The organism is Sneathia vaginalis (genome assembly GCF_000973085.1).
GTDB lineage: Bacteria > Fusobacteriota > Fusobacteriia > Fusobacteriales > Leptotrichiaceae > Sneathia > Sneathia vaginalis.
Genome location: NZ_CP011280.1, coordinates 1,295,045 through 1,320,795, shown reverse-complemented (window position 1 = coordinate 1,320,795; position 25,751 = coordinate 1,295,045). Strand labels below are relative to the sequence as shown.

At 31.9% G+C, this 25,751-nt stretch carries 21 protein-coding genes, 3 tRNA genes, 2 rRNA genes and 1 pseudogene; 23 read left to right on the top strand and 4 right to left on the bottom strand.

Annotation, left to right across the window (positions count from 1 at the left end; all coding sequences use genetic code 11):
* The first annotated feature begins 10 nt into the window (after window positions 1–10).
* From VC03_RS06430 to VC03_RS06355, 15 genes are all read left to right on the top strand, one after another.
* Window positions 11–87: transfer RNA gene (locus VC03_RS06430), tRNA-Ile, on the top strand.
* Between the two features lie 17 nt (window positions 88–104).
* Window positions 105–180: transfer RNA gene (locus VC03_RS06425), tRNA-Ala, on the top strand.
* Window positions 181–251: 71 nt separating this feature from the next.
* Window positions 252–3,163: ribosomal RNA gene (locus VC03_RS06420) — 23S ribosomal RNA — on the top strand.
* A gap of 51 nt (window positions 3,164–3,214) precedes the next feature.
* Window positions 3,215–3,321 (top strand): 5S ribosomal RNA (gene rrf / locus VC03_RS06415).
* A gap of 15 nt (window positions 3,322–3,336) precedes the next feature.
* A tRNA-Asn gene (locus VC03_RS06410) sits at window positions 3,337–3,413 on the top strand.
* A gap of 473 nt (window positions 3,414–3,886) precedes the next feature.
* Window positions 3,887–4,786 carry a F0F1 ATP synthase subunit A gene (atpB, locus tag VC03_RS06400; protein WP_046329196.1) on the top strand — a complete coding sequence of 300 codons (900 nt, stop codon included), beginning with the start codon at window positions 3,887–3,889 and terminating at the stop codon, window positions 4,784–4,786.
* 14 nt (window positions 4,787–4,800) lie between these two features.
* The gene (gene atpE / locus VC03_RS06395) at window positions 4,801–5,040 is read left to right on the top strand and encodes an ATP synthase F0 subunit C (protein ID WP_046329195.1); all 240 of its coding nucleotides are present in this window, start codon (window positions 4,801–4,803) and stop codon (window positions 5,038–5,040) included.
* Between the two features lie 12 nt (window positions 5,041–5,052).
* The gene (gene atpF / locus VC03_RS06390) at window positions 5,053–5,550 is read left to right on the top strand and encodes a F0F1 ATP synthase subunit B (protein ID WP_046329194.1); all 498 of its coding nucleotides are present in this window, start codon (window positions 5,053–5,055) and stop codon (window positions 5,548–5,550) included.
* A gap of 1 nt (window position 5,551) precedes the next feature.
* Window positions 5,552–6,079 carry an ATP synthase F1 subunit delta gene (gene atpH, locus VC03_RS06385; protein WP_046329193.1) on the top strand — a complete coding sequence of 176 codons (528 nt, stop codon included), beginning with the start codon at window positions 5,552–5,554 and terminating at the stop codon, window positions 6,077–6,079.
* Between the two features lie 12 nt (window positions 6,080–6,091).
* The gene (gene atpA, locus VC03_RS06380; protein WP_046329192.1) at window positions 6,092–7,597 is read left to right on the top strand and encodes a F0F1 ATP synthase subunit alpha; all 1,506 of its coding nucleotides are present in this window, start codon (window positions 6,092–6,094) and stop codon (window positions 7,595–7,597) included.
* A 9-nt stretch (window positions 7,598–7,606) separates the two neighbouring features.
* A complete protein-coding gene (gene atpG / locus VC03_RS06375; RefSeq protein ID WP_046329191.1) occupies window positions 7,607–8,470 on the top strand; it encodes an ATP synthase F1 subunit gamma in 864 nt (287 codons plus the stop codon).
* An 11-nt stretch (window positions 8,471–8,481) separates the two neighbouring features.
* On the top strand, window positions 8,482–9,876 hold the full coding sequence (gene atpD, locus VC03_RS06370; protein ID WP_046329190.1) for a F0F1 ATP synthase subunit beta: 1,395 nt from the start codon (window positions 8,482–8,484) through the stop codon (window positions 9,874–9,876).
* A gap of 1 nt (window position 9,877) precedes the next feature.
* Window positions 9,878–10,270, top strand: a complete 393-nt coding sequence (atpC, locus tag VC03_RS06365; protein ID WP_046329189.1) for an ATP synthase F1 subunit epsilon — start codon at window positions 9,878–9,880, stop codon at window positions 10,268–10,270.
* Window positions 10,271–10,272: 2 nt separating this feature from the next.
* Window positions 10,273–11,127, top strand: a complete 855-nt coding sequence (locus tag VC03_RS06360) for a ribokinase (protein ID WP_046329188.1) — start codon at window positions 10,273–10,275, stop codon at window positions 11,125–11,127.
* Between the two features lie 204 nt (window positions 11,128–11,331).
* Complete coding sequence (locus VC03_RS06355; RefSeq protein ID WP_046329187.1) at window positions 11,332–12,585, top strand: L-serine ammonia-lyase, iron-sulfur-dependent, subunit alpha; 1,254 nt, start codon at window positions 11,332–11,334, stop codon at window positions 12,583–12,585.
* A gap of 129 nt (window positions 12,586–12,714) precedes the next feature.
* On the opposite strand, the gene tnpB is transcribed toward VC03_RS06355, so the two are convergent.
* From tnpB to VC03_RS06630, 4 genes and pseudogenes are all read right to left on the bottom strand, one after another.
* A complete protein-coding gene (tnpB, locus tag VC03_RS06350) occupies window positions 12,715–13,854 on the bottom strand; it encodes an IS200/IS605 family element RNA-guided endonuclease TnpB (RefSeq protein ID WP_046329186.1) in 1,140 nt (379 codons plus the stop codon).
* Window positions 13,855–13,895: 41 nt separating this feature from the next.
* Window positions 13,896–13,970: pseudogene (locus VC03_RS06745) on the bottom strand (IS200/IS605 family transposase); the annotation flags it as partial.
* A gap of 146 nt (window positions 13,971–14,116) precedes the next feature.
* Window positions 14,117–14,476, bottom strand: coding sequence for a 50S ribosomal protein L19 (gene rplS, locus VC03_RS06345; protein WP_046329185.1), 360 nt, complete (start codon window positions 14,474–14,476; stop codon window positions 14,117–14,119).
* A 139-nt stretch (window positions 14,477–14,615) separates the two neighbouring features.
* Entirely contained in the window at window positions 14,616–15,689 is a 1,074-nt protein-coding gene (locus VC03_RS06630) for an OmpA family protein (protein ID WP_052727728.1), read from the bottom strand.
* A 213-nt stretch (window positions 15,690–15,902) separates the two neighbouring features.
* Between VC03_RS06630 and VC03_RS06335 the strand changes: the two genes are divergently transcribed.
* Genes VC03_RS06335 through VC03_RS06300 form a run of 8 tightly spaced genes read left to right on the top strand, consistent with a single transcriptional unit; the run spans window position 15,903 to window position 25,749 of the window.
* Window positions 15,903–18,245, top strand: coding sequence for a DNA translocase FtsK (locus VC03_RS06335; RefSeq protein ID WP_237223928.1), 2,343 nt, complete (start codon window positions 15,903–15,905; stop codon window positions 18,243–18,245).
* A gap of 12 nt (window positions 18,246–18,257) precedes the next feature.
* On the top strand, window positions 18,258–19,316 hold the full coding sequence (gene mreB, locus VC03_RS06330; protein WP_046329184.1) for a rod shape-determining protein: 1,059 nt from the start codon (window positions 18,258–18,260) through the stop codon (window positions 19,314–19,316).
* Between the two features lies 1 nt (window position 19,317).
* Window positions 19,318–19,857, top strand: a complete 540-nt coding sequence (gene scpB / locus VC03_RS06325; RefSeq protein ID WP_046329183.1) for an SMC-Scp complex subunit ScpB — start codon at window positions 19,318–19,320, stop codon at window positions 19,855–19,857.
* Window positions 19,844–20,533, top strand: coding sequence for a pseudouridine synthase (locus VC03_RS06320; RefSeq protein ID WP_046329182.1), 690 nt, complete (start codon window positions 19,844–19,846; stop codon window positions 20,531–20,533). The genes scpB and VC03_RS06320 overlap by 14 nt, the downstream gene beginning before the upstream one ends.
* 18 nt (window positions 20,534–20,551) lie before the next feature.
* Window positions 20,552–20,833, top strand: a complete 282-nt coding sequence (gene gatC, locus VC03_RS06315; RefSeq protein WP_046329181.1) for an Asp-tRNA(Asn)/Glu-tRNA(Gln) amidotransferase subunit GatC — start codon at window positions 20,552–20,554, stop codon at window positions 20,831–20,833.
* 13 nt (window positions 20,834–20,846) lie between these two features.
* The gene (gatA, locus tag VC03_RS06310) at window positions 20,847–22,295 is read left to right on the top strand and encodes an Asp-tRNA(Asn)/Glu-tRNA(Gln) amidotransferase subunit GatA (protein WP_046329180.1); all 1,449 of its coding nucleotides are present in this window, start codon (window positions 20,847–20,849) and stop codon (window positions 22,293–22,295) included.
* Window positions 22,295–23,722 carry an Asp-tRNA(Asn)/Glu-tRNA(Gln) amidotransferase subunit GatB gene (gene gatB / locus VC03_RS06305; RefSeq protein WP_046329179.1) on the top strand — a complete coding sequence of 476 codons (1,428 nt, stop codon included), beginning with the start codon at window positions 22,295–22,297 and terminating at the stop codon, window positions 23,720–23,722. Before gatA ends, gatB begins: the two co-directional genes overlap by 1 nt.
* Before the next feature lie 8 nt (window positions 23,723–23,730).
* Window positions 23,731–25,749: a PASTA domain-containing penicillin-binding protein gene (locus VC03_RS06300; protein WP_046329178.1), complete on the top strand. Its 2,019-nt coding sequence runs from the start codon at window positions 23,731–23,733 to the stop codon at window positions 25,747–25,749.
* Window positions 25,750–25,751 lie beyond the last annotated feature (2 nt).

Here is a 25,751-nt window from a genome sequence, read left to right as displayed (position 1 = left end):
TCATTAAAATGGGCGTGTAGCTCAGGTGGTTAGAGCACTGTGCTGATAACGCAGGGGTCGATGGTTCGAGTCCATTCATGCCCACCAATACACGACTAACAAATGGGGATATAGCTCAGCTGGGAGAGCGCCGCACTTGCACTGCGGAGGTCAGCAGTTCGATCCTGCTTATCTCCACCAAATAAAGATTTAGGACAATGAGAAATGAATAGTAGGTAAAAAAGAATTACAACTTAAAAAAAGAGTTAGAATGAGAAGCTAAAAAAGGGCGTACGGAGGATGCCTAGGTAGTAAAAGCCGAAGAAGGACGTGATAAGCTGCGAAAAGCTTGGGGGAGATGCACATAATCAGAGATCCCGAGATATCCGAATGGGGAAACCTGTATATTAGGAGAATATACGTGAAGAAGGTAAGCCTGTGAACTGAAACATCTAAGTAACAGGAGGAAAAGAAAGTAAAAACGATTTTCCAAGTAGCGGCGAGCGAACGGGAAAGAGCCTAAACCATAGTAGAGTAAAAGTTGGAGGACGTTTCTATTATGGGGTAGAGGGGATATTCAGATAGAACTCTATATATCAGTAACGAGTATAAAAGAAGAGGAATTAGTTGGAAAGCTAAACCAAAGAAGGTGATAGTCCTGTAGAACGAACAATATACGAGTTATGAATATTACCCGAGTAGCATCAAGCACGAGGAATTTGGTGTGAATCAGTGAGGACCATATCTCATAAGGCTAAATACTTTTACTAACCGATAGTGCAGAGTACCGTGAGGGAAAGGTGAAAAGAACCCTGAGTAAGGGAGTGAAATAGAATTTGAAACCGTATGCTTACAAGCGGTAGGAGCATAGAAATATGTGACTGCGTGGATTTTGGTTAATCATCCTGCGAGTTATGATATATGGCGAGGTTAAGGAAGCGGAGCCGAAGGGAAACCGAGTCTTAAGAGGGCGATAGTCGTATGTTATAGACGCGAAACCTAGTGATCTAGGCCTGTCCAAGTTGAAGCTGGGGTAAGACCCAGTGGAGGACTGAACTCACCGCCGTTGAAATGTTGGGAGATGAGATAGGTCTAGGGGTGAAAAGCCAATCGAACTAGGAGATAGCTCGTTCTCTCCGAAATGCATTTAGGTGCAGCCTTAATAGAAGATATGTGGGGGTAGAGCACTGTATGACCTAGGGGGCATATAGCTTACTGAAGTCAAGCAAACTACGAATACCATATATTAATAATTAGGAGTGAGTCTATGGATGACAAGGTCCGTGGACGAGAGGGAAAGAACCCAGAACAACAGCTAAGGTCCCCAATTATGTCTAAGTGGGAAAGGAGGTGGATATTCCTAAACAACCAGGAGGTTGGCTTAGAAGCAGCCAAACCTTTAAAGAGTGCGTAATAGCTCACTGGTCGAGAGTATCTGCGCCGAAGATTTAACGGGGCTAAGACATAAACCGAAGCTTTGTAATATACCGATAGGTATGTTGGTAGGAGAGCGTTCTGTAGGCCGTAGAAGGAGAGTTGAAAGACGATCTGGAGGTATCAGAAGTGAGAATGCAGGAATGAGTAGCGAGAAAGAAGGTGAGAATCCTTCTGGCCGGAAGTCCAAGGATTCCATGGCAATGTTTGTCAACCATGGGTGAGTCGGGACCTAAGCTATGGCAGAGATGCTAAGGCGAATGGAAAATAGGTTAATATTCCTATACCACTTATTTAACGTTTGAAGGAATGGAGTGACGCAGGAAGGTATGCGAGATGGCTAACGGATGCCATTTTAAGGAGGAAGTGTGGATATATAGGCAAAACCGTATATCTAAACATGATGACTGATGAGTAAGTACATGTAACGTGTATAAGTCGCAAATCCTACACTGCCGAGAAAAACTTCTACCAAGGAGAATAAGTGCCCGTACTGCAAACCGACACAGGTGGACAGGGTGAGAAACCCGAGGCCGACAGGCTAACTCTAGCTAAGGAACTCTGCAAAATAGCCCCGTAACTTCGGGAGAAGGGGTGCCTATTAGGTGAGAAGAGAAAAACTTTAAGCTAAAATAGGCCGCAGTGAAGAGTCCCAAGCAACTGTTTACCAAAAACACAGGTCTATGCTAAGCCGAAAGGCGACGTATATGGGCTGACACCTGCCCAGTGCTGGAAGGTTAAGAGGAGGGATGAGAGTCTCGAATTGAAGCCCCAGTGAACGGCGGCCGTAACTATAACGGTCCTAAGGTAGCGAAATTCCTTGTCAGGTAAGTTCTGACCTGCACGAATGGTGCAATGATTTGGGAGCTGTCTTGGCTGGAGGCCTGGTGAAGTTGTAATAGCGGTGAAGATACCGCTTACCTGCAGTAGGACGGAAAGACCCCGTGGAGCTTAACTGTAGTTTGACATTGGGTTTTGGCAATGTGTGTATAGGATAGTTGGGAGACGAAGATATATGTACGCAAGTATGTAAGGAGTCACTGGTGGAATACCAACCATAGATTGTTGAAATTCTAATTATGAAAGTAAGACAGTGTTAGATGGGCAGTTTGACTGGGGCGGTCACCTCCAAAAGAGTAACGGAGGTGTTCAAAGGTTCCCTCAGGTTGGATGGAAATCAACCGAAGAGTGTAAAGGCAGAAGGGAGCTTGACTGCGAGACTGACGGGTCGAGCAGGTACGAAAGTAGGACTTAGTGATCCGGTGGTACTGAATGGAAAGGCCATCGCTCAACGGATAAAAGCTACCCCGGGGATAACAGGCTGATACTTCCCAAGAGTCCATATCGACGGAAGTGTTTGGCACCTCGATGTCGGCTCGTCTCATCCTGGGGCTGTAGAAGGTCCCAAGGGTTGGGCTGTTCGCCCATTAAAGAGGCACGCGAGCTGGGTTCAGAACGTCGTGAGACAGTTCGGTCCCTATCCACTGCAGGCGTAAGAATATTGAAAAGATCTGTCCTTAGTACGAGAGGACCGGGATGGACAAACCTCTGATGTACCAGTTGTATCGCCAGATGCATGGCTGGGTAGTCACGTTTGGAAGGGATAATCGCTGAAAGCATCTAAGTGAGAAGCCCACTTTGAGATGAATATTCTATAGGATCCATAGAGAACATATGGTAGATAGGCTGGGTGTGTAAGTATAGAGATATATTCAGCAGACCAGTACTAATAATCCGAAAGCTTTACAGGAAAAAAATTCTTTTTTACTACTACTATTTATTTCTAATTGTCCTAAGAAAGCTTGGTGGTAAGCTACAGAGGTACACCTAGTTACATACCGAACCTAGAAGTTAAGCCTGTAAACGCCTACAATACTCAGTAATGGGGAAGATTGGTAACTGCCAAGTTTTGTTTTAATGTGTGTCTTCGTAGCTCAGCAGGTTAGAGCATTTGGCTGTTAACCAAAGGGTCGTTGGTTCGAATCCATCCGAGGACGCCATTTTTTTTGTTTTTTTTTCAGGCATATAATATGTTGAAAAATTGAATGAAAAGTGTTATTATTTATTTATCAAGATATAGGAGTAGAGTAATGCTAGAAGTTATACCATCAAAAATAAATAGAATATTTGCTATGAACTTTTTAATGGGGCTATTAGCATTTTTTTTGGGCTTATTATTAAATATTAAATTTTTGTATATTGCATTTTCATTAGGTGTTCTATGTTCACTTGTGTCTAATGCAATTTTATTATTTACAGTATATTTATTGGTTTATAAGGGCTATAAAAGCTACATCTCATATTTTAGATTTTTATTAGCATATGCACTATATGCACTCACATTATATCTAACATATTTTTTTTGTTCTAATATATATTCTGTGTTGATTTGTGCATTAGGTTTATGCTCGTTCAAGTTAATATGCTATTTTATGTATATTTTAAATTTTTTAAGAAAGAAGGTGCATAAGAATTGAAAAAAGCTGGTAAGGTTATTCTGTATTTTATAGTTATCACATTAATTATTAACTTTATACTTGGAATATTCTCTACAATTTTCCCTATTTCATTTTTGAAACCTAGTGATTTAATAGAAGCTCCTAGAGTTTTTGGAATAGTTAAAATAGGTAGATATGTCTTCCAAATTAACCAAACTATAGTTAATAGCTGGGCATTAATGTTATTAATCATTGTGATTTTATTCTTCGGTTCTAGAAATCTTAGTATAGAAAATCCTAAGGGATTACAGTTATTGTTAGAAGAATATTATAACTTTATAGAATCAACATTTTTGGCAAATTACAAGAATTATAAAGAAAAGTTTTTACCTTTCTTTTCAGCTTTGTTTGCCTTTATACTATTTTCCAATTTGAGTGTTTTCTTGTTCCCATACATATTTATGTGGGAGAAAAAGGGAAATACTTGGTTGATAAAACCGTTCTTTAGAACAGCGACAGCAGACATTAATACAACCTTAGGATTAGCTATTATTGTTACTGTACTATTTGTAACTTGTTGGATTAAAAGACAAGGTATAATAGGTGTATTTAAAGAATTGTGTCATCCATTCTTTATTATGTTACCAATTAATATAATTGGTGAATTAGCAAAGCCCATAAACATATCAATGCGTTTGTTTGGTAATATGTTCGCAGGGCTTGTAATTATTGGGTTATTATACGGTATAAGCTTTAATAATGTTCTATCATCGTTGACTTTACACCTTATGAGAGGTAGTTTCTCATTAGCTGTAATTTGGCCAGCGATATTACAACTTTATTTAGACTTATTTATCGGTATATTACAAGCGTTTGTATTTACAGTACTATCATCAGTATACGTTGAACAAGCATTAATAGGAGACGAAGATTAAAAGGAGGAGAAATAATGGGAGTTGAAATAGTTAAAGCAGCTGCACTGTTAGGAGCTGGAATAGCTGCATGTGGTGGTATAGGAGCAGGTCTTGGACAAGGTCTAACATCAGCATATGCAGTAGAAGCAATATCAAGACAACCAGAGGCAAAAAGCCAAATTATGAGTACATTATTTATAGGGTGTGCCATAACTGAATCAACAGGTATATATGCATTACTTGTTGCATTAATACTAATATTATTGAAAGGATAATGGTAAAAAAACATGGAAAATAGCTTGATATCTATAGACTTATCTATGGTAATTCAAATGATTAATTTTCTTATACTAGTTTATGTTTTTTGGAAATTATTCGGTAAAAAAATTGGTGGAGTTATTGAAGAAAGAAAGAAATTAGCTTTAAAGGATTTAGAAAAAGTTAAGAAAGAAAGAGAAAGTCTTGAAGATCAAAAAGAGGCATCTGAAAAATTAAGAAAAGAATCAAAAAGAAGAGCTAATGATATTATTATAAAAGCAGAAAGACAAGCAGATGAAAGAAAAGAACAAATATTAGCAAATGCTGGTCAAACAAGAGAAAGAATGCTTATGAAAGCTGAGGCAGACATCGCAAAAATGAAGGAAAAAGCAAAGAGTGAATTACAAAATGAAATCGGAGAACTTGCGGTTGAATTAGCTGAAAAAATAATTAAAGAAAACATTTCTAAGGATGATACTTTACAAGATAAAACCATAGATACTTTTATTGATGAAATAGGTGAATAATATGAGTGATATAAAGGTTGCAAAGGTTTATGCTGAGGCTATATATGAAATAGCAAAGAAAAAAGAACAAATTTTTCCAGTTTTAGAAATGTTAGAAGTTCTTTTAACTCACATTAAAGATGATATAGAATTTAGAAAATTCTTAGAATATCCAATAATAGATGATAATGTGAAAAAGCAAATACTAAATGTAATATATCAAGATATTAAAGATGTTCCAGTTGAAGTATTAAACTATTTAATAGAAAAGAAAAGACTAGGGAATATTAAAGAAATTCGTGATGAATATTTAAATATATATTATGAAGATCATGATAAATTAATAGTAACAGGAATATTTGCTAAAGAATTATCACAAGAACAAAAAGAAAAACTAGTAAGAAAATTAGAAATAATGAAAAAGAAAAAAGTATTACTTCATATAACAATAGATCCTGAAATAATAGCAGGTGGTATTATTAAAATAGGTGATGAAGTAATAGATGGATCTATTATTACACAAATAAAAGAAATACGAAAAAGATTTTAGGAGGTGAATACTTTGAGTATAAAACCAGATGAAGTAAGCAAGATTATACGTTCTGAAATATCAGGTTACAAGAAAAATTTAGATATAAAGAATGTGGGTACTGTTGTTGAAATAGGTGATGGAATAGCAAATATTTACGGTTTAAAAGATTCGATGGCTGGAGAATTGCTAGAATTTTCTAATGGATCAATAGGAATGGTACTTAATCTTGAAGAAAACAATGTAGGTGCTGTAATGTTGAAGACAAACGGTAGTATAAAAGAAGGTGACTTAGTTAAAGGAACTGGAAATATTACAAGAGTACCAGTAGGAGAAGTCTTACTAGGTCGTGTTGTTGATTCATTAGGTAATCCTATAGATGGTAAAGGAAGTATAGAAGCTACAAAGTATATGGATGTAGAACGTACTGCTTCTGGAATAATTGACAGGGCACCAGTTAGTGAACCATTACAAACAGGTATAAAGTCAATAGATGGAATGGTTCCAATAGGTCGTGGACAAAGAGAATTAATAATTGGAGATAGACAAACTGGTAAAACAGCAATAGCTATTGATACAATAATTAATCAAAAAGATACAGATGTTTATTGTATATATGTTGCAATAGGACAAAAAAGATCTACTGTTGCAAATATTGCAAAAAAATTAGAAGAAAAAGGCGTAATGGATAAGACTATAATCGTAGCGGCAACAGCTTCTGAACCAGCATCTATGCAATATTTAGCTCCATATTCAGGAGTAACTATGGGTGAATATTTCATGGATAATGGTAAACATGTTTTAATCATTTATGATGATTTATCAAAACATGCAGTAGCATATAGAGAAATGTCACTACTATTAAAAAGACCGCCTGGAAGAGAAGCCTATCCAGGGGATGTCTTCTATCTACACTCAAGATTGTTGGAAAGAGCAGCAAAATTATCTCCTGAATTAGGCGGAGGAAGTATAACAGCACTTCCAATAATTGAAACACAAGCAGGAGATATATCTGCATATATCCCTACAAACGTAATATCAATTACAGATGGACAAATATTCTTGGAAACTGACTTATTCAATTCAGGATTTAGACCAGCAATTAATGCAGGTTTATCAGTTTCAAGAGTTGGTGGATCAGCACAAATAAAGGCTATGAAACAAGTAGCATCAAGAGTAAAATTGGAATTAGCACAATATAACGAACTATTAGCATTCGCTCAATTTGGTTCAGATCTTGATAAGGCAACAAGAGACCAATTAAATAGAGGGGAAAGAATAATGGAAATTCTAAAACAACCTCAATACAGTCCATATAAGGTAGAAGAACAAGTATTAGTATTCTATGCAGCAACACATGGAAAATTAGATGATATTGATATAGAAGATGTAAGAAACTTTGAAGAAGAAATGTTAGCATCAGCTGCAAATACAACTGATTTGTTGAAACATATAAAGGAAAAGAAAGCTATTACACCTGAAATAGAAGAAGAAATAGAAGAATTCATGACTAATTTCAAGAAAGATTATGTTCATTAGAGGTAAAAAATGGCATCAAATACAAAAGAAATTAAAGAAAGAATAAATAGTATTAAAAATTCAAGACAAATTACTAATGCTATGAATATAGTATCATCTACAAAATTTAAAAAGTTTCAAACATTAACTTTTAAGTCAAGAGCATATTCAGATGCATTAGATGTTGTTTTTGAAAACATTCTAGGAAGTGTTGTTGGTCAAAATCATATTCTATTTGATGGTAAAAAGAATGTAAAAAAAGTTTGCTTAATTGTTATGAGTTCTGATAGAGGTCTATGCGGAAGCTTTAATAGTAATGCTTTAAAGAGAATGGAAAATATGATAAATAAGTTTACAAAAGAAGGTAAAAGTGTTTCAGTAATTTCCATAGGTAAAAAAGCAAGAGATTATTGTGATGCAAGAAATGTTAATGTTGATAGTGAATATATACAATTAATACCAGAAACAATGTTTGAAAAAGCAAAAACTATAAGTCTTGATATAGTTAATAATTACTTATCAGATAATTATGATGAAGTATATTTAATTTATTCTAAGTTTGTATCTGTTATCGAATACAAACTTTTAGAAGAAAGACTATTGCCTTTTGAAAGTAATGTGAAAGGTAAAAAGTCTACTAGTACAATCTTTGAACCAAATGAAGAAGATGTATTAATAGAACTTATTCCACAGATGTTAAACATTAAACTTTATCAAGCATTACTAGAAACTACAGCAAGTGAACATTCTGCAAGAATGATGGCTATGAAGAATGCAAGTGATAATGCGGAAGAATTAATAAAGCAATTGACATTAGAATACAATAGAATAAGACAAGCAAAGATAACACAAGAAATTAACGAAATAGTTGGAGGAGCATCAGCTCTTAAATAGGAGGTGCAATATTGGAAAATAAAGGGATAATCACTCAAATAATAGGTCCAGTAATAGATGCTAAATTTGAAAAAAAATTGCCTGATATATACAATGCTCTAGAAGTTTATCTAAATGGTAAAAGAATAGTAGCAGAAGTACATTCACATTTGGGTAATAACACTGTTAGAGCTGTAGCAATGTCAAATACAGATGGACTAAAAAGAGGATTAGAAATATTAGATACAGAAGCACCAATTAAAGTTCCAGTAGGTAAAGAAACATTAGGTAGAATATTTAATGTTTTAGGAGAAACTGTTGATAACAAGGGACAAATTAAAACAGAACAAATGGATTCTATCCACAAGGAAGCTCCAAGTTTTGAAGAACAAGGAGGAAGTTTTGAAATCCTAGAAACAGGTATCAAGGTAGTCGATTTATTAGCACCATACTTAAAAGGTGGTAAGATAGGACTATTTGGTGGAGCTGGAGTTGGTAAAACAGTATTAATACAAGAATTAATAAATAATATTGCCAAAGGTCATGGAGGATTATCAGTTTTTGCTGGAGTTGGTGAAAGAACAAGAGAAGGTAGAGACTTATACAACGAAATGACAGAAAGTGGTGTAATTAATAATACGGCATTGGTTTATGGACAAATGAACGAACCGCCTGGGGCAAGATTAAGAGTCGCATTAACAGCACTTACAATGGCAGAATACTTTAGAGATAAGCAAGGACAAAACGTACTGTTGTTTATAGACAACATATTTAGATTTACACAAGCAGGGGCAGAAGTTTCAGCCCTATTAGGAAGAATGCCTTCTGCTGTTGGATATCAACCAAACTTATCAACAGAAATGGGAGCATTACAAGAAAGAATAACATCAACACAAACAGGATCAATAACATCAGTACAAGCTGTATATGTACCAGCGGATGACTTAACTGACCCAGCACCAGCGACAACATTCTCACACTTGGATGCAACAACAGTATTGTCAAGACAAATAGCTTCATTAGGTATTTATCCAGCTGTTGACCCATTGGATTCAACATCAAGAATATTGGAACCAGATATAGTTGGTAATGAACACTATAAGGTAGCACGTGAAACTCAAAAAGTATTACAAAGATACAAAGAATTGCAAGATATAATAGCAATATTAGGTATGGATGAACTAGGTGAAGAAGATAAGGTAATAGTTAATAGAGCAAGAAAAATACAAAGATTCTTCTCTCAACCTTTCTCAGTAGCTGAACAATTTACAGGTATGAAAGGTAAATATGTACCATTAAAAGAAACAATAAGAGGATTTAAAGAAATTCTTGAAGGTAAATATGATGATTTACCAGAACAAGCATTTTTATTCGTTGGTACAATAGATGAAGCTGTAGAAAAAGCAAGATCATTGGAAGGTGAATAAAATGAATAATAACCTTTTAGAAGTTTTGGTAGTTAGTCCAACAGGTGAAAAATATACTTTTTCTAATGTTACTTTTATTAAAGTAAAAGGAGCAAGAGGAGATATAGGGATTTTGCCAAACCACATAGATTATGTTACTTCATTAGGTAGTGGGCAAATGTTAATACGTTTAAAAGATGAAGATGAAAAACTATATGTCGTCTCTGGAGGATTTTTAGAAATCAAAGAAAACGTAGTTACAGTTTTAGCAGAAGATATTATAGAAGCATCACAAGAAAGTGCAGTTCGTTTACAAAGAGAACAAGCAATTAAGAAGGCAACTGAAGAAAAAATTAAAGAAGATAGAGATATTCTAGGAACTAAAAAGAGAATACAAGATAGTTTAAGAAGGTAGTTATGAATAATATACTAGTAGTTGGAAGTGTGAATATAGACTACATTTTCAATGTAAAAAATATGCCTAAACCATCTGAAACAATAACTGCAAAAAGCTTTAAAAAACAATATGGTGGAAAAGGTTGTAATCAAGCATTTAGTGCAAAACTAACAGGTTCTAATGTTGATTTTTTAGCTTGTGTTGGAACTGATGGTGATGGTGTAGAAGTAAAAAAATATCTGTCTGATTTAGGTTTTTGTAATTGTAGTATAAAAGAATGTGATGAAAGTACAGGTAAAGCAATAGTTATGGTATCTGATGATTCAGAAAATATGATAGTTATAACCCCAGGGGCAAATAACCTATTAACCCCTAGTGTTGTAGAACAAAATATGGATTTAATAGAAAAAAATGATATCATCTTATTGCAAAATGAAATCCCAGAACAAACTAATTACTATATCATAAACAAAGCAAAGGAAAAAGGTAAATACGTTGCATTAAATTTAGCACCAGCAAGACATATTCCTGATGAATACCTAAAACAATTAGATTGTTTAGTTGTAAATGAAATTGAACTAAAATTTTTAGGTAAGAGCATAGAGGAATTATTAGATCTTGGTGTAAAAAGTATACTTTTAACTTTAGGTAAAAAAGGTTCAAAGTATATTACAAAAAAAGAAAAAATTGAATGTGATGCAGAAAAAGTGAATGCTGTAGATACGACAGGAGCTGGAGATGCATTTATGGGGGCATTCTTCAGTATGTATAATGAAGGGGATATACAAAAATCATTAGATTTTGCAACTAGGGTTGCAAGCGTTGTTGTTCAATATACAGGGGCACAAGTTAAGAAAATTTCATTAATAAAATAAAATGAAAAATTAATAGTTGACAAAATTTATAAAAGTTGTATAATATATATGTAAATATAACTGCGATATATTTATATCACACCCTTTTAAACCCTAAAAAATTGTTATGTGGCTAGAGTAAAATCTAGCCGTTTTTAATATATTTTTATCACTTGAAAATATTTTTAAATATATGTTATCATTTTCATAGGAGGAACTGTGTTTATGGAAAGTTTGAAAGAAGTATTTAAGATTGGTTGTGGTCCTTCATCTTCACATACCATGGGACCTGAAAGAGCAGCAAAAGAATTTAAAAAAAGATGCCCAGATGCTAAAAAGTATCAGGCTTATCTATACGGAAGTCTTGCAGCTACTGGTAAGGGACACATGACAGATTGGATAATAGAAAAAACATTTATGCCAAAACCAACAACAGTATTCTGGGATCCAAGTTTTATCCATCCATATCATACAAACTATATGAAATTAGTTGCACTTGATGAAAAAGACAATATTTTAGACACTATGGAAGTCTTTTCTATAGGTGGTGGGTCTATAAGAGAAATAAAGAATGGTGTTGTAGAACAAAGTAGTGTAGAACAACCATATAAGCTTGAACATATGACAGATATTGTTAATTGGTGTAAAAAGAATAATAAAAAGATGTGGGAATATGTATTTGAGAATGAGGATATAGAACAGTATTTAGATGATATATATGATGCAATGTATAGATGTGTAAAAAGAGGTATAAAAAAAGAAGGTTTACTACCTGCTAAATTACGTTTTAAAAGAAAAGCAAAGGAAATGTATGAAAAAGCTATGATTGCACCAGAATCACTTAAATTAACTAAGAAGATGTTTGCATATGCACTTGCATCATCTGAAGAAAATGCTAGTGCTGGAGAGGTTGTTACAGCCCCTACTTGTGGTGCCTGTGGCGTTATACCAGCAGTATTAGTAGCTATGGTCGAAGAATTTAATATAGATAGAAAAAGAGCAATACGTGGACTAGCAATTGCAGGTCTTGTAGGATCGATAATAAAGAAAAATGCGACAGTTTCAGGAGCAGAAGGTGGATGTCAAGCAGAAATAGGTTCAGCTTGTTCTATGGCTTCAGCTATGGCAACATATTTTATGGGTGGTAATGCTAATCAAATAGAATATGCAGCAGAAAGTGGAATGGAACATGCACTTGGTATGACTTGTGATCCTATAGGAGGATATGTAATAGTACCATGTATAGAACGTAATGCAGTATTTTCTGTAAAGGCACTTAATACAGCAAATTATGTAATGTCAGTAGATCCAGATCATATAATAAGTTTTGATGATGTAATAGTGACTATGGCAGAAACAGGTAAGGATTTGCGTCAAGGTTATAGGGAAACATCTACTAGCGGTTTAGCAAAGTATTATGAAAAGTTATTAAAAATGCAACAAGAAGAAGGTTTACCAGCTGGTGTACCTTTAGAGTGAACCTCTCCCACTTAAAATTACTTTGTAATTTTTGAAGTGGGAGCTTCTTCTTGGGAAGTAGTTGCTTTCGTTAGCCAACTATATTTACCAAGCTATCCCCGTAGTTCCTACGGTTCTTTATACTTCCTTTTAGACTGCTTGTCTTATTCTTAGACCTTCTGTCAATATATTTTTACTTGCATTTATATCTCTGTCGTGATGAGCATGACAAATTGTACAAGTCCACTCTCTTACATCAAGAGTTTTCTTGCCATCACGTTGCCCACATACAGAGCATATTTGACTTGATGGATATAGCCTATCTATTTTTATTATCTCTTTACCATACCATTTCGCTTTATACTCAAGTTTATTTACAAAATTACCCCAAGATACATCAGCAATAGATTTAGATAATTTATTATTATGAAGTAGTCCTTTTGTATTTAAGTCTTCAATACAAATAATATCGTGGTTTTTGATAATATATGTACTCAACTTATTTAAGAAATCTGTTCTCATATTCATAATTTTTTCATGTATCTTGGCTACTTTAATTCTTTGTTTTTGATAGTTTTTAGATTCGCTTAATTCTCTATTTTCTTTTTTAGCAACTAAAAATCTTTTTGATAATTTTCTTTGTTCTCTTTTTAATTTATTTTCTAATTGCTTTCTAAATTTAAGATTTTCTATTTTTTCTCCAGTAGATAAAATAGCTATATCTTTTATACCTAAATCAATTCCTACAGATGAATTAGTTTTTGACATTTCTTGAATATCTGTTTCACATAACAAAGAGATAAAATACTTACCACTTCCATTACGCAAAATAGTAGCAGATTTTACTATACCATTTACTTTCCTATGCACTTTTATTTTTACTAATTCTTTTAATTTTGGAAGTTTTAACCATTTTTCAAAAATATTTACAGTTCCATTTTGATTATTAGTTGTATAGCTCTGTACAGGATTTTTCTTAGATTTGAATCTAGGGAAACCAACAGATTTATTTCTAAAAAAGTTTTTATATGCTTTATCTAAATTCATTTGAGCATTAGCGAGAGCAAGACTATCAACTTCTTTTAGAAATTCATACTCTTTTTTGTATTTTGCAGGAGTAGGATATTTTAATTTTTTATCAGGATTACCCTTACTTTCTTCATATGCTTTAATTCTATCATTTAGCATAAGATTGTATACAAGGCGAACACAACCAAAAGTTTTACTAAAAAATATCTTTTGTTCATCGCTTGGATAAATTCTAAATTTATATGCTTTTAGCTGTTTCATCAGTCCACATCCCTCAAAATTATTTAATCCTTTGTCCTTGTTCTTCTATATTTTACAATAAGAACTAAGTGATAATACAGTAAGAATACTGAATGAGAATTACTATCTAATATCATTATTTTACTCCTATTTTTATATATCTACTGATTTGATTATATCACTTTATTCTCTAAAAAAAATAGGGCAATTCATCACACAACCTGCAGAGGTGGGCGACTTCTTGCCTGTTATGTTAAAAAAATAGACACAATTGTGTCTATTTTTATTTATTTCTAATTTCTTTAATACGAGCAGCTTTACCTGAAAGATTTCTTAAGTAGTAAAGTCTTGATCTTCTTACTTTACCAACCTTCTTAACTTCTATCTTTTCGATAGATGGTGAGTTAAGAGGTATTATTCTTTCAACTCCTATACCAGAAGAAACTTTTCTTACAGTGAAATTTTTTGCTATTCCTGTACCAGAAACTCTAATAACTATTCCTTCGAATACTTGGATTCTTTCTTTGTTTCCTTCAATAACTTTGTAGTAAACTGCAATAGTATCTCCAGCTTTGAACATTTCTTTAGTTACATCAGCTTTAAGATATTTCTTTTCTACAAGTTCGATTAATCTTTCCTTCAAAAAATATACACTCCCTTCGTTATAAAACGTTCGTATGATAAATAATATCTAGAGGACCGTTTCGGTATTACAGATAATATTAACATTTTTTTTAAAAAATTGCAAGAAAAAAAGTGCATTTCTGCACTTTTCTCTTTAACTATCTAACAATGTCACTAAATAATAATTCAACACGTCTGTTTAGAGTTCTACCAGCTCTAGTCTTGTTTGTAGCCATAGGTTCTTTTTCACCTTTACCTGAAACAGAGTTAATCTTGTATTCGCTCTTTAATCCGTATTGAGTTAATAATTTATTAACTTCTTGTGCTCTTATTACTGATAATTTTTGGTTATATTTATCAGAACCAGTTGAGTCAGTATGTCCAACTATATCAATAGTTCCTGAATCAGCAAAGTCGTTTAATAATTTAACAACTTCTCCTAAGTCTTTAGATTCCTTCTTGTTAGGTTTTCTTCCGTCGATCTTAAATCCGTGAATTACACATTTCTTAGCTTCTGCATCACACATAGCATGTATAAATTTAGTTTTAGTTTCAACTTTAGTAGGTCTAACTACCTTTGGAGCAACAGGTTCTACAATTTCTACTGGAGCAGGTGCTGGAGCTTCTTCAACTACAACAGGTTTTACAACCTTGTAATCACCAAATTTAAATCCAACTCTTATACCAGCTTTGTTAATAAATTCAGCAGTTGCTGTATCAGTCTTAGGTAAGTATGCACCATCGTATAGACCTTCAACTAGGAAGTGACCATAGTCAAATCCTAAACCTGCACCATAGTAAACTCCACCACGGTTAGTGTATGTATCTTTACTATTATCTTTTGTTCCGTAAACAACACCACCAAATCTAGCTAAAGCATAAGCTGATGAATTATTGTCTTCAGATCTAAATAGATTTACTTTGGCTAAAGCGTAAATAGGTGCAAAGTGGTGAGCTTGTTTATTTTCTACACCATTGTTATATTCACTGAATCTATCTTTAGTTGTACCAAAATTGTATTCAGTACCAACACCAAGTTCAACTACACCTTTGTTGAAAGGTATAACTTCTGCACCAAGTGTCCATCCGTTACCTAAAACGTCATCTTTATCTGTATTAGTTGTAACTTTTTTTCCACCTCTGTAGAAATCATAACCAGTTTTAACATTAACTTCCCAACCAAATGCAGAGACAGTAGTTAATGCTAAAGCCATAAGTGCTATTTTCTTCATGTTTTTTTCCTCCTTATAAAGATTTTTTTGACTACTATATATATAGGCTCTCGCCGTATATTCATAGTATAATCGATTATTAAAAAAAAATCAAATAAAATCAAATAAAATCGAAGAAAATAAAAATATTAAAAGCAAAGTATAAGCATTTAAAAAAAGTAAAAATTATGTTAAAATGTACAAGTGAAAATGTGTAGTGTGAAGGACGGAAAAGTGAAGAAGAAAAAGAATTTAACTATAAGCGAAAAAAGAATAAGAGCAAATGAAAACAAAAAGAAGATAAATATACTTGAATTAATTGTAAGTTCTATACTAGTCTTAGTCTTACTAGTAACAGACTTTTTAAGAAATTCTCTACAACTTAATTCAGGTGTAGTTAATACAGTGTTATTAAAAATAAATGGATTTTTCCATATATTATTTGGGTCTATGTACTATTTTCTAATACTGGCCTTAGTAGTAATAATAATTAGCATAATCGTAGAAGAAGAAATTTCACTATCTAAAAAGATTTTCTATATTATCTTTTCAGTATTACTTTCTTCATTTATGACTATTAGTAAAATAGATGTAAGTTCAGAACAAAGTTTAATAAAAGCAGGACAAAAATTGTTAGAATTTGGATTTTCTAAAGGTGGTGCAGGATTACTTGGAGCTGTAAGTTCAATCCCCTTATACTTCCTGAGTAATAATGTGGTATACAAATTATCACTTTTAATTCTTTCTATTATTTTTCTTTTCTTAGCTTTCTCAAGAGTAATATTCTTAGGGATTAGTATAGTAGTTCAGACACATAAATACTTTAATTCAGAAGAATACTTAAAGAAAAAGCAAATATTAGAAGTTAAAAAGAAGTTAGAAAGAGAAGAAAAAGAAATATTAGCAAAAGAAAGAGAGAATAAGGTAAAAAATGTAATAATAACCTTATCTAATGAAAGCTTTGATAAGAAGATATCAAAAAAACCTAAGGAAAATTACTTTGATAAAACTGAATATTATTCAAAAGAAGAATTAGAAGAACAACAAAAAAAATGGGATGAATATATAAAGAACAAGGAAAGAATACAACAAGCTGAAGATAGTATAAAAAAAGAAGAAAAAGAAGAAGAAGTAGTAGCAGAAGAAACAGAAGTATTGACAGAAGTAGAAGAAAAAACAGAGCCAAAACCTGTACAAAAAGAAGTTAAAATAGAAAAAATCGACGAGGACTTAAAAAAATCAATAGAAGAAGTTTTTGAGTATAAAAAGGTTGATGAAAAAGAAAAATTAAAAATGAAGCAAGAGATAAATGAAAATATACAAAAACTAGAAAAAGTTTTAAAAGAATTTGGTGTTGATGCGAAGGTAGTTGATTATGCTACTGGACCTACAATAACTCGTTATGAAATTACCATACCAACAGGTGTTAGGGTTAATAAGGTGACACAATTATCTGATGAAATATCTATGTATTTAGAAGCAGAAAGTGTAAGATTTGAAGCACCTATACCAGGTAAGTCAACAATAGGTATTGAAACACCTAATAAGATAAAGGAAAATGTATATTTCTCAAATTTAATACATGATAAGGCACTAGAACAGGGAGAATTAAGCGTTGTACTAGGTAAGGATATTATTGGTAGAGATAAGATAATAGATATTGCTAAAATGCCACATTTACTAATTGCAGGTCAAACAGGATCAGGTAAGAGTGTTGCGATAAATACAATAGTATCTACATTGATTTCTAAGAAAAGTAGTGATGAAGTTAAGTTTATACTTGTAGACCCTAAGATGGTAGAATTAATGCCATATAATGGTATACCACATTTGCTAGTTCCAGTAATAATAGATCCAGAACAAGCGGCTATAGCTTTAAAATGGGCTGTATCTGAAATGGAATTAAGATACAAAAAATTAGCAGAATTAGGAATTAGAAATATTAAGTCATACAATAGGCTTGTAAAGCATGATAAAATGCCATATATAGTAATAATAATAGATGAATTAGCAGACCTTATGATGGTTTCAGCTAATAGTGTTGAAACTTCAATAGCACGTATAGCTCAAAAAGCAAGAGCTGTAGGTATACATTTGATAGTAGCAACTCAAAGACCATCAACAGATGTAATAACTGGTATGATAAAAGCAAACTTACCAAGTAGAATATCATTTGCACTAAGATCACAAATAGATTCAAGAACAATATTAGATCAAGTTGGTGCAGAAAAGCTATTGGGTAGAGGAGATATGCTTTTACTTGAAAGTGGAAGCTCAAAATTAGAAAGAATACAAGGAGCATACATATCAGACGATGAGGTTGTTAACTTAACTACAGTATTAAAATCTAAAAAAGAAGCTGTATACAATATGGATATATTAACACCTACAGAAGATGAAGAAGATCAAGATCCATATTACTCTAAGGCTTTGGAACTAGTAGAAAAAGCTGAAGATAAGATTTCAATATCTTTATTGCAAAGAGAATTGAAAATAGGATTTAATAGAGCATCAAGAATAAATGAAGAGTTAAAAAATAACGGTGTATTAGATGATAGTGGATATAAAATAATATAGTGGGAGAATAAAATGAAGATATTAAAACAATTAAAAAAGATTAAGAACACAGTTTTTAAATCAAGAGTTTACAAAGAAATAGGTATAGACTTAGGTACTGCAAATACAATAATTTACGTAAAAAATGATGGTATTTTAGTTGATGAACCTACATATGTTTCAAGAAATATTAAAACAGAAGTAGTTGATAAAATAGGGAATGATGCTAAGAGAATAGCTGGAAGAAGACCTAATTTTATTGAAATAATTCGTCCATTAAAAAATGGTGTAATATCAAATTATGAAATGACTGTAAAAATGTTAGGTGATTTTTTAGAAAGAATAGGAAAAGATGCAGTACTACAAGGTAAGGCTATAGTCTGTGTTCCAAGTGGTGTAACACAAGTAGAAAAAAGATCATTTTTCAATGTTGTAAGTGATTTAGGTATAAAGGAAGTATATTTAGTAGAAGAACCTATAGTAGCAGCTATAGGTGCAGGAATAGATATATTTGAACCTAAAGGACATTTAATAGTAAATGTTGGTGCAGGTACAACAGAAATAGCTTTTGTTGCATCAGGTGGAGCATCAAAGTCTGAATCAATAAAGATTGCTGGAGATGATTTTGATGCTGATATAATAGAGTTCATAAAGGATCAATATAGTATAATAATAGGAGAAACTTCAGCTGAAAAATTAAAAATACTAGCAACTTCAGCACCAACAGATAAAGAAGAAATAACAATAAAGGGTATGGGTACAGCAAACGGACTACCTCAAGAGTTAGTAATAGTTGGTAGCCAAGTTGATGCAGCTATTAAGAAAAATATTGATAAAATAGTAGAAAAGATAAAGATAGCATTAGAAGAAATAGAACCAGAAATATCAGCAGATATTTATGAAACAGGTATATATTTAACTGGTGGAGGTGCAAATATACGCATACTAAAACAAAGAATAGAAGAAGAATTCAAATTAAAAGTTACTATTTCAGAAGACCCTATTCATACAGTGGTTAATGGTATGGCACGTATATTTGACGACTTTGATAAATATGGGAATATAATAGTACCACAATATATGGAGTATTAGAATGGATTTAAATGAAATAGAGGCAATAATTTTCTTGTCAGATAAACCTGTTCCTATAGAAGAATTAGCAGATTTTTTGAATAAGACTGTAGAAGAAACAAAGACCCTTCTATTAGACTTAAAAGAAAAAAGAGAAAATACAGGTATTAATTTAGAAATAAAGGAAGAAATGGTAAAATTTGTAACCAATCCTAACTGTGGTAAGGCAATACAGGATTTCTTTAATCCTACTGTAAAAGTAAAAAAGTTGTCAAAATCTAGTATGGAAACCCTTACAATAATAGCCTTTAAAGGTCCAATTACTAAATCAGCAATAGAAGACATTAAAGGTGTTAGTGTAGATGGTAGTATACAAACATTACTTGAAAAGAAATTAATATATGCTAGTGGTAGAAAAAAGAGTTTAGGGAATCCTAAACTTTATGAGGTTACAGAAAATTTCTATGGCTATGTTGGCATAGAATCAAAAGAAGAATTATTTAACATGGAAAAAGCTCAATGGTTGAAAGAGTATAAGGAGGATAATATTGAGGATAAATAAATATATAGCTCTATCAGGTTTTTGTTCTAGAAGAAAAGCCGATGAGTTAATAGATATAGGTAGAGTAACGATAAATAAGGATGTTGCGAAAAAAGGTGACGAAGTAAGAGAAAATGATGTAGTTAGAATAGATGGTGAAAGAGTTCGTGTAAAACTTGACCAATACGAGTACTATATCCTAAACAAACCCAAAAGAGTAATTTGTTCTAATGAAGATAAGTTCGGAAGAGTAACAGCAGTTTCACTAATTAATTCAAATAAAAGACTATTCACTTATGGAAGATTAGACTATTTAACAGAAGGGTTGATAATAATAAGTAACGATGGAGATTTGTATAATAAGATAATGCATCCAAGACAAAAATTATACAAAAGCTATATCGCTACTATAGACAAAGAAATAACAGAAGATCACATAGAAGCTTTATCACATGGAGTGGTAATAGATGGTGTAAAAACAGCACCAGCTAAGGTTAAAGTATTAACTAAGACAGAAGTTAGAATTGCAATATTCGAAGGTAGAAATAGACAAATAAGAAAGATGTTTGAAGTTTTAGGATATTTTGTTAAGAGTTTAAAGAGAGTTAAAGTCGGAGAATTAACTCTAAAAAACTTAGAAGTAGGTAAGTACAGAAAATTAACAAAAGATGAAATTGAATATTTAAAGAAGCTATAAGTACGATTGGAGATATATATGTTAAGTAGAGAAGAAGTATTAAAAATAGCTAAATTGTCAAAATTAGAATTTAATGAAGAAGAATTAGTTGATATGGAAAAATCATTAAATGAAATTTTTGACTATATTAAGCAAATTAATGAAGTAGATGTAACAGGGGTAGAACCTTTATACAATGTTCTTGAACTTAAAGATAGAACAAGACAAGATATAGTAAACAACACAGAAAAAAAAGAAGATTTCTTAGCTAATGCACCTAAGAAAGATGAAGAATTTGTAATTTTACCAAAGATAGTTTAATGGAGGTGTGAGAATGAAAATATATGATTATTGTGCAACAGAAATAGCTAAAATGATAAAAGAGAAAAAGCTAACTTCTAGTGAAGTAGTAGAAGAATTATCTGAAAGAATTGATAGAGTAGACGATAAAATAGGAGCATATGTAAGTTTAAATAAAGATAGTGCATTAGAATTTGCAAAAGAATTAGATGAAAAAGAACCTAATTCAAAACTTTATGGAGTGCCAGTTGCTCTAAAGGATAATATAGTATCATATAAGGAAAAAACGACAGCAGCTTCAAAGATATTAAAAGATTATGTAGGTACATACGATGCAACAGTAGTTAAAAGAATGAAAAAAGCAGGGGTAATACCTTTTGGTAAGGCTAATATGGATGAGTTTGCTATGGGGTCATCAACAGAAAATTCAAGTGTAAAAAATGTTTCTAATCCTTTTGATTTAGAAAGAATACCAGGTGGTTCAAGTGGTGGATCAGCAGCAATGGTAGCTGCAAAAGAAGCATATATAGCATTAGGATCAGATACAGGTGGTAGTGTGCGTCAACCAGCCAGTTTATGTGGTGTAGTTGGATTAAAACCTACTTATGGTAGAGTATCAAGATATGGATTAATGGCATTTGGATCTTCATTAGACCAAATAGGAGTACTTGCAAGAAATACAGAAGATATAGCTGGGTTACTTGAAATAATAGCGGGATATGATGAATTAGATCCTACAACTTCTGATATACCAGTACCAGAATATACAAAGCTATTAGATAAAGAACTAAAAGACCTAGTTATAGGTTTACCAAAGGAATATTATACTAAAACACTAGATAAAGATGTATTAGATAGCATAAATACAGCGATAGAACAATTAAAAAAAGAAGGAGTTAAATTTAAAGAAATAAGTTTACCTCATACAAAATATGCAATCTCTACATACTATATCATCTCTTCAGCAGAAGCTGCATCTAATCTTGCAAGATATGATGGAGTTAGATACTGTGATAGAAAGTCTAATGAATCAGTTGAAGATATGTATGTAAAGACAAGAACACAAGGTTTTGGTAAAGAAGTAAAAAGAAGAATAATGATAGGAAATTATGTACTATGTTCAGGATTCTATGATGCATACTACAAAAAAGCTTCACAAATAAGAAGACTAATAAAAGAAGATTTTGAAAAAGCCTTTAAAGAAGTTGACTTAATTTTAACACCAACTTCACCAGTTACAGCAACTAAAAAAGGTGAAAAGATATCAGATCCATTAACTATGTATTTATCAGATATATACACAGTTTGTGTAAGTATGGCAGGGTTACCTAGTATCTCAGTTCCAACTGGTATGAAAAATGGACTTCCTGTAGGTATGCAATTAATAGGAGACTATTTCAAAGAAGATTTAATACTAAATGTATCAAATGTATATGAAAAAATTAGAGGACAAATAGAATATCCAGAAATGGAGGAAAAATAATGAATTACGAATCAGTAATAGGTTTGGAAGTACACGTACAATTAAAGACTAAATCTAAGATTTGGTGTAGTGCAAGTGCAGAATATGACGAAAAAGAACCAAATACTTGTATAACACCTACTTGTGTTGGTGAACCAGGTGCACTACCAAAATTAAATGATGAAGTTTTAAATTACGCAATAAAAGCAGCACTTGCATTAGGGTGTGAAATAAATAAATTAAGTTTCTTTGATAGAAAGAACTATTTCTATCCTGATTCACCAAAGAATTATCAAATAACACAATTTTTTAAACCATATGCTGAAAATGGTAAATTAAAAGTAAAGACTAATAGTGGTAAGGAATCAGAAATTACAATAGAAAGAATACAAATAGAAGAAGATACAGCAAAGAGTATACACTTATCAACAGAAAGTTTACTTAATTTTAACAGAGCTTCTATGCCTTTACTTGAAATAATAACTACACCATGTATAAAAAATTCTGAAGAAGCATATGCATATTTAACTACACTAAAAGAAAGAATAAAATACACAAAAGTTAGTGATGTAAGTATGGAATTAGGATCATTAAGATGTGATGCTAATGTTTCTGTAAGAAAAGTGGGAGAAAAGAAGTTAGGAACAAGAACAGAAACTAAAAATTTAAATTCATTTAAGGCAGTTGCTAAGGCTATTGATTATGAAATAAGTAGACAAATAGAAGTAATAGAAAATGGTGGAAGAGTAGTACAAGAAACAAGACTTTGGGATGAAGAAAATGGAGTTACAAGAACCATGAGATCAAAGGAAGATGCTATGGATTATAGATACTTCCCTGAACCAGACTTACCACCAGTAGTAATAAGTGATGAAAGATTAGAAAGAATAAGAAAGACTATGCCTGAGTTTTCTGGTGAAAAATTAGTTAGATTTATGAGAGAGTACAAGATACCAGAATTAGAAGCTATACCTCTAACAAATGAACCAGAATTAGCAGACTATTTTGAAAATGTTGTTAAATTAACAAATGATCCAAGACTATCATGTAACTGGATACTAACAGAAGTATTAAGAGTACTAAAAGAAAAAAATTGCAATATAGATGAGTTTACAATAAGAGAAGATAGACTAGCAGAGTTAATAAACTTAATTAATGATAAGACTATAAGCTCAAAGATTGCAAAAGAAATATTTGAAAAAATGATACAATCAGATTTAACACCTAAGAAAATAGTTGAAAAAGAAGGATTAGCTCAAATAACAGATATGAAGGCTATAGAAGCCCTAGTAGATGAAGTAATAAAGAATAATAAGGAGTCTGTAGAAGATCTAAAAGCAGGTAAGGATAGAGCAATGAAATACTTAATGGGTCAAGCTATGAAGTTATCTAAAGGTAAGGCAAATCCAAAACTTGTTACAGATTTAATATTAGAAAAGTGTAAATAGGTAAAAATATGAAATTTAAAATTAAAATAAGTGCTATAGGACTTTACAGTTTTGTTGTTTGTTTTATGATATTAATAATTTTATGTAAACTAGTTTACTTTCAAATAAGTTCAGCAATAGATGGTGGTAGAAAAAAGATTGATGAAAAGAGATTTGAAGTTGAACAAATATATGCTAAAAGGGGTAGTATATACTCAAATGATAATCATAAATTAGCCTTTGACGTTGAAAAATATGATATAACTCTTGATCCTATGAATTTGGATGATAAGTTTGTATCTGATATATCAAATATATTATCAAAATACGTAGGTAAATCAAAAGAAGAAGTTGAAAAGGCAATAAGAGATACTAAACTTAAGAAAAAGCATTTTTATGATTTCAAGATAGAAATAGACTATACCTTAAAAGAAAAACTAGTTAAGGAAATTAGTGACTATAAAAAACAAAGTAAAAAGTCTGGAAAAGGTAGAGTTATAGGTAAATGGATATTTTATCAACAAAAATCTGAAAGATACACAGTTGTAGGTAATGAGTTTGAGTCAGTTATAGGGTTTTTAAATAAGGAAGGAAAGCCAGTATACGGAGTTGAAAACTCATATGATAAGTACTTAAGAGGTGTACAAGGTAAGGTTAAGGTATATAAACCTGCAACAGATACATATAAGGATTACACATTACAATCTTTAATAGATGATAAGGTATTACAAGAACCTAAACCAGGTAATAATGTATACTTAACTATAGACAGTGTTATGCAATATGGGTTAGATGAAATATTGGAAAAAGCATATGAAGATAGTAGTGCAGAATCTGCTATGGGTATATTAATGGAAGCAGATACAGGACGTATTATTGCTATGGATTCATATCCTAAGGCTACAAATAAGTCGGAAATAAAGAATAGACCTATAACAGACCTATTTGAACCAGGTTCAATATTTAAGCCAATAACAGTTTCAATAGCTATGGAACAAAAGTTAATAAATAAAGATACAATAATACACTCAGATGGGTATGTTAAAGTTAAAGATAGAATAATACATGACCACGATTCAAGTACAAGAGGAGATCTTACAATAACTAAGATAATAACTCACTCAGGTAACGTTGCAATGGTAAAGATAGGTCAACTTATGGACAGTAATATCTTCTATAATTACTTACATAAATTTGGTTTATCACAAAAAACAGGTATAGATACTTCATTTGAATCATCAGGTAGACTATTCTCATTAAAATCATTTACTGAAGTAAGAAAGTCAAATGTATCATTTGGACAAGGTATATCTATGACTCAATTACAAATGTTAACAACACTAAATGCTACAATAAATGGTGGAAAACTTTTAAAACCATTTATTGTCGATAGGGTAGTAGATGTTAATGGAAATGTAGTTTTACAGAATAAGACACAAGTTCTATACACTCCAATATCAGAAGCAACTTCAGCACAAATAAGGGAAATTCTTGAAAATGTTGTTACATCAGGTACAGGTAGAGGTGTAATAATACCAGGTTATAGAATAGGTGGAAAAACAGGTACTGCTCAAAAAGCAGGACCTAGAGGATATGAAAAAGGAAAGTATTTCTCATCATTCTTCGCATTTTTCCCAGCAGATAAACCTAAATATTCTGTGTTAATAACAATAAATGAACCTCATGGAGCATATTATGGTGCGGCAGTAGCCCTACCTCCTGCAAGAGATTTATTAGAAAAGCTCATAAAATATAAAGGAATAGAACCTTCATATATACCAGATATAGAAGAAAGAAATAAGAGTGATAATATAGTAGTTGCTAAAAATACAAGTAAACCTCGTGATTTAGGATTGATTAATTTGGATCTTCAAAATAAGATGATGCCAGACTTAAGTGGTTTAAGCTTAAGACAAATAATATCATTGTCATCATATAAAAAATATAAAAATATAAAATTTAAAGGTCATGGAAAAGTAGTAAGTCAAAGCGTTAAGTTAGGTACTAAGATAGATGAAAATACACCAATAATAATAGAATTAAAGTAGGA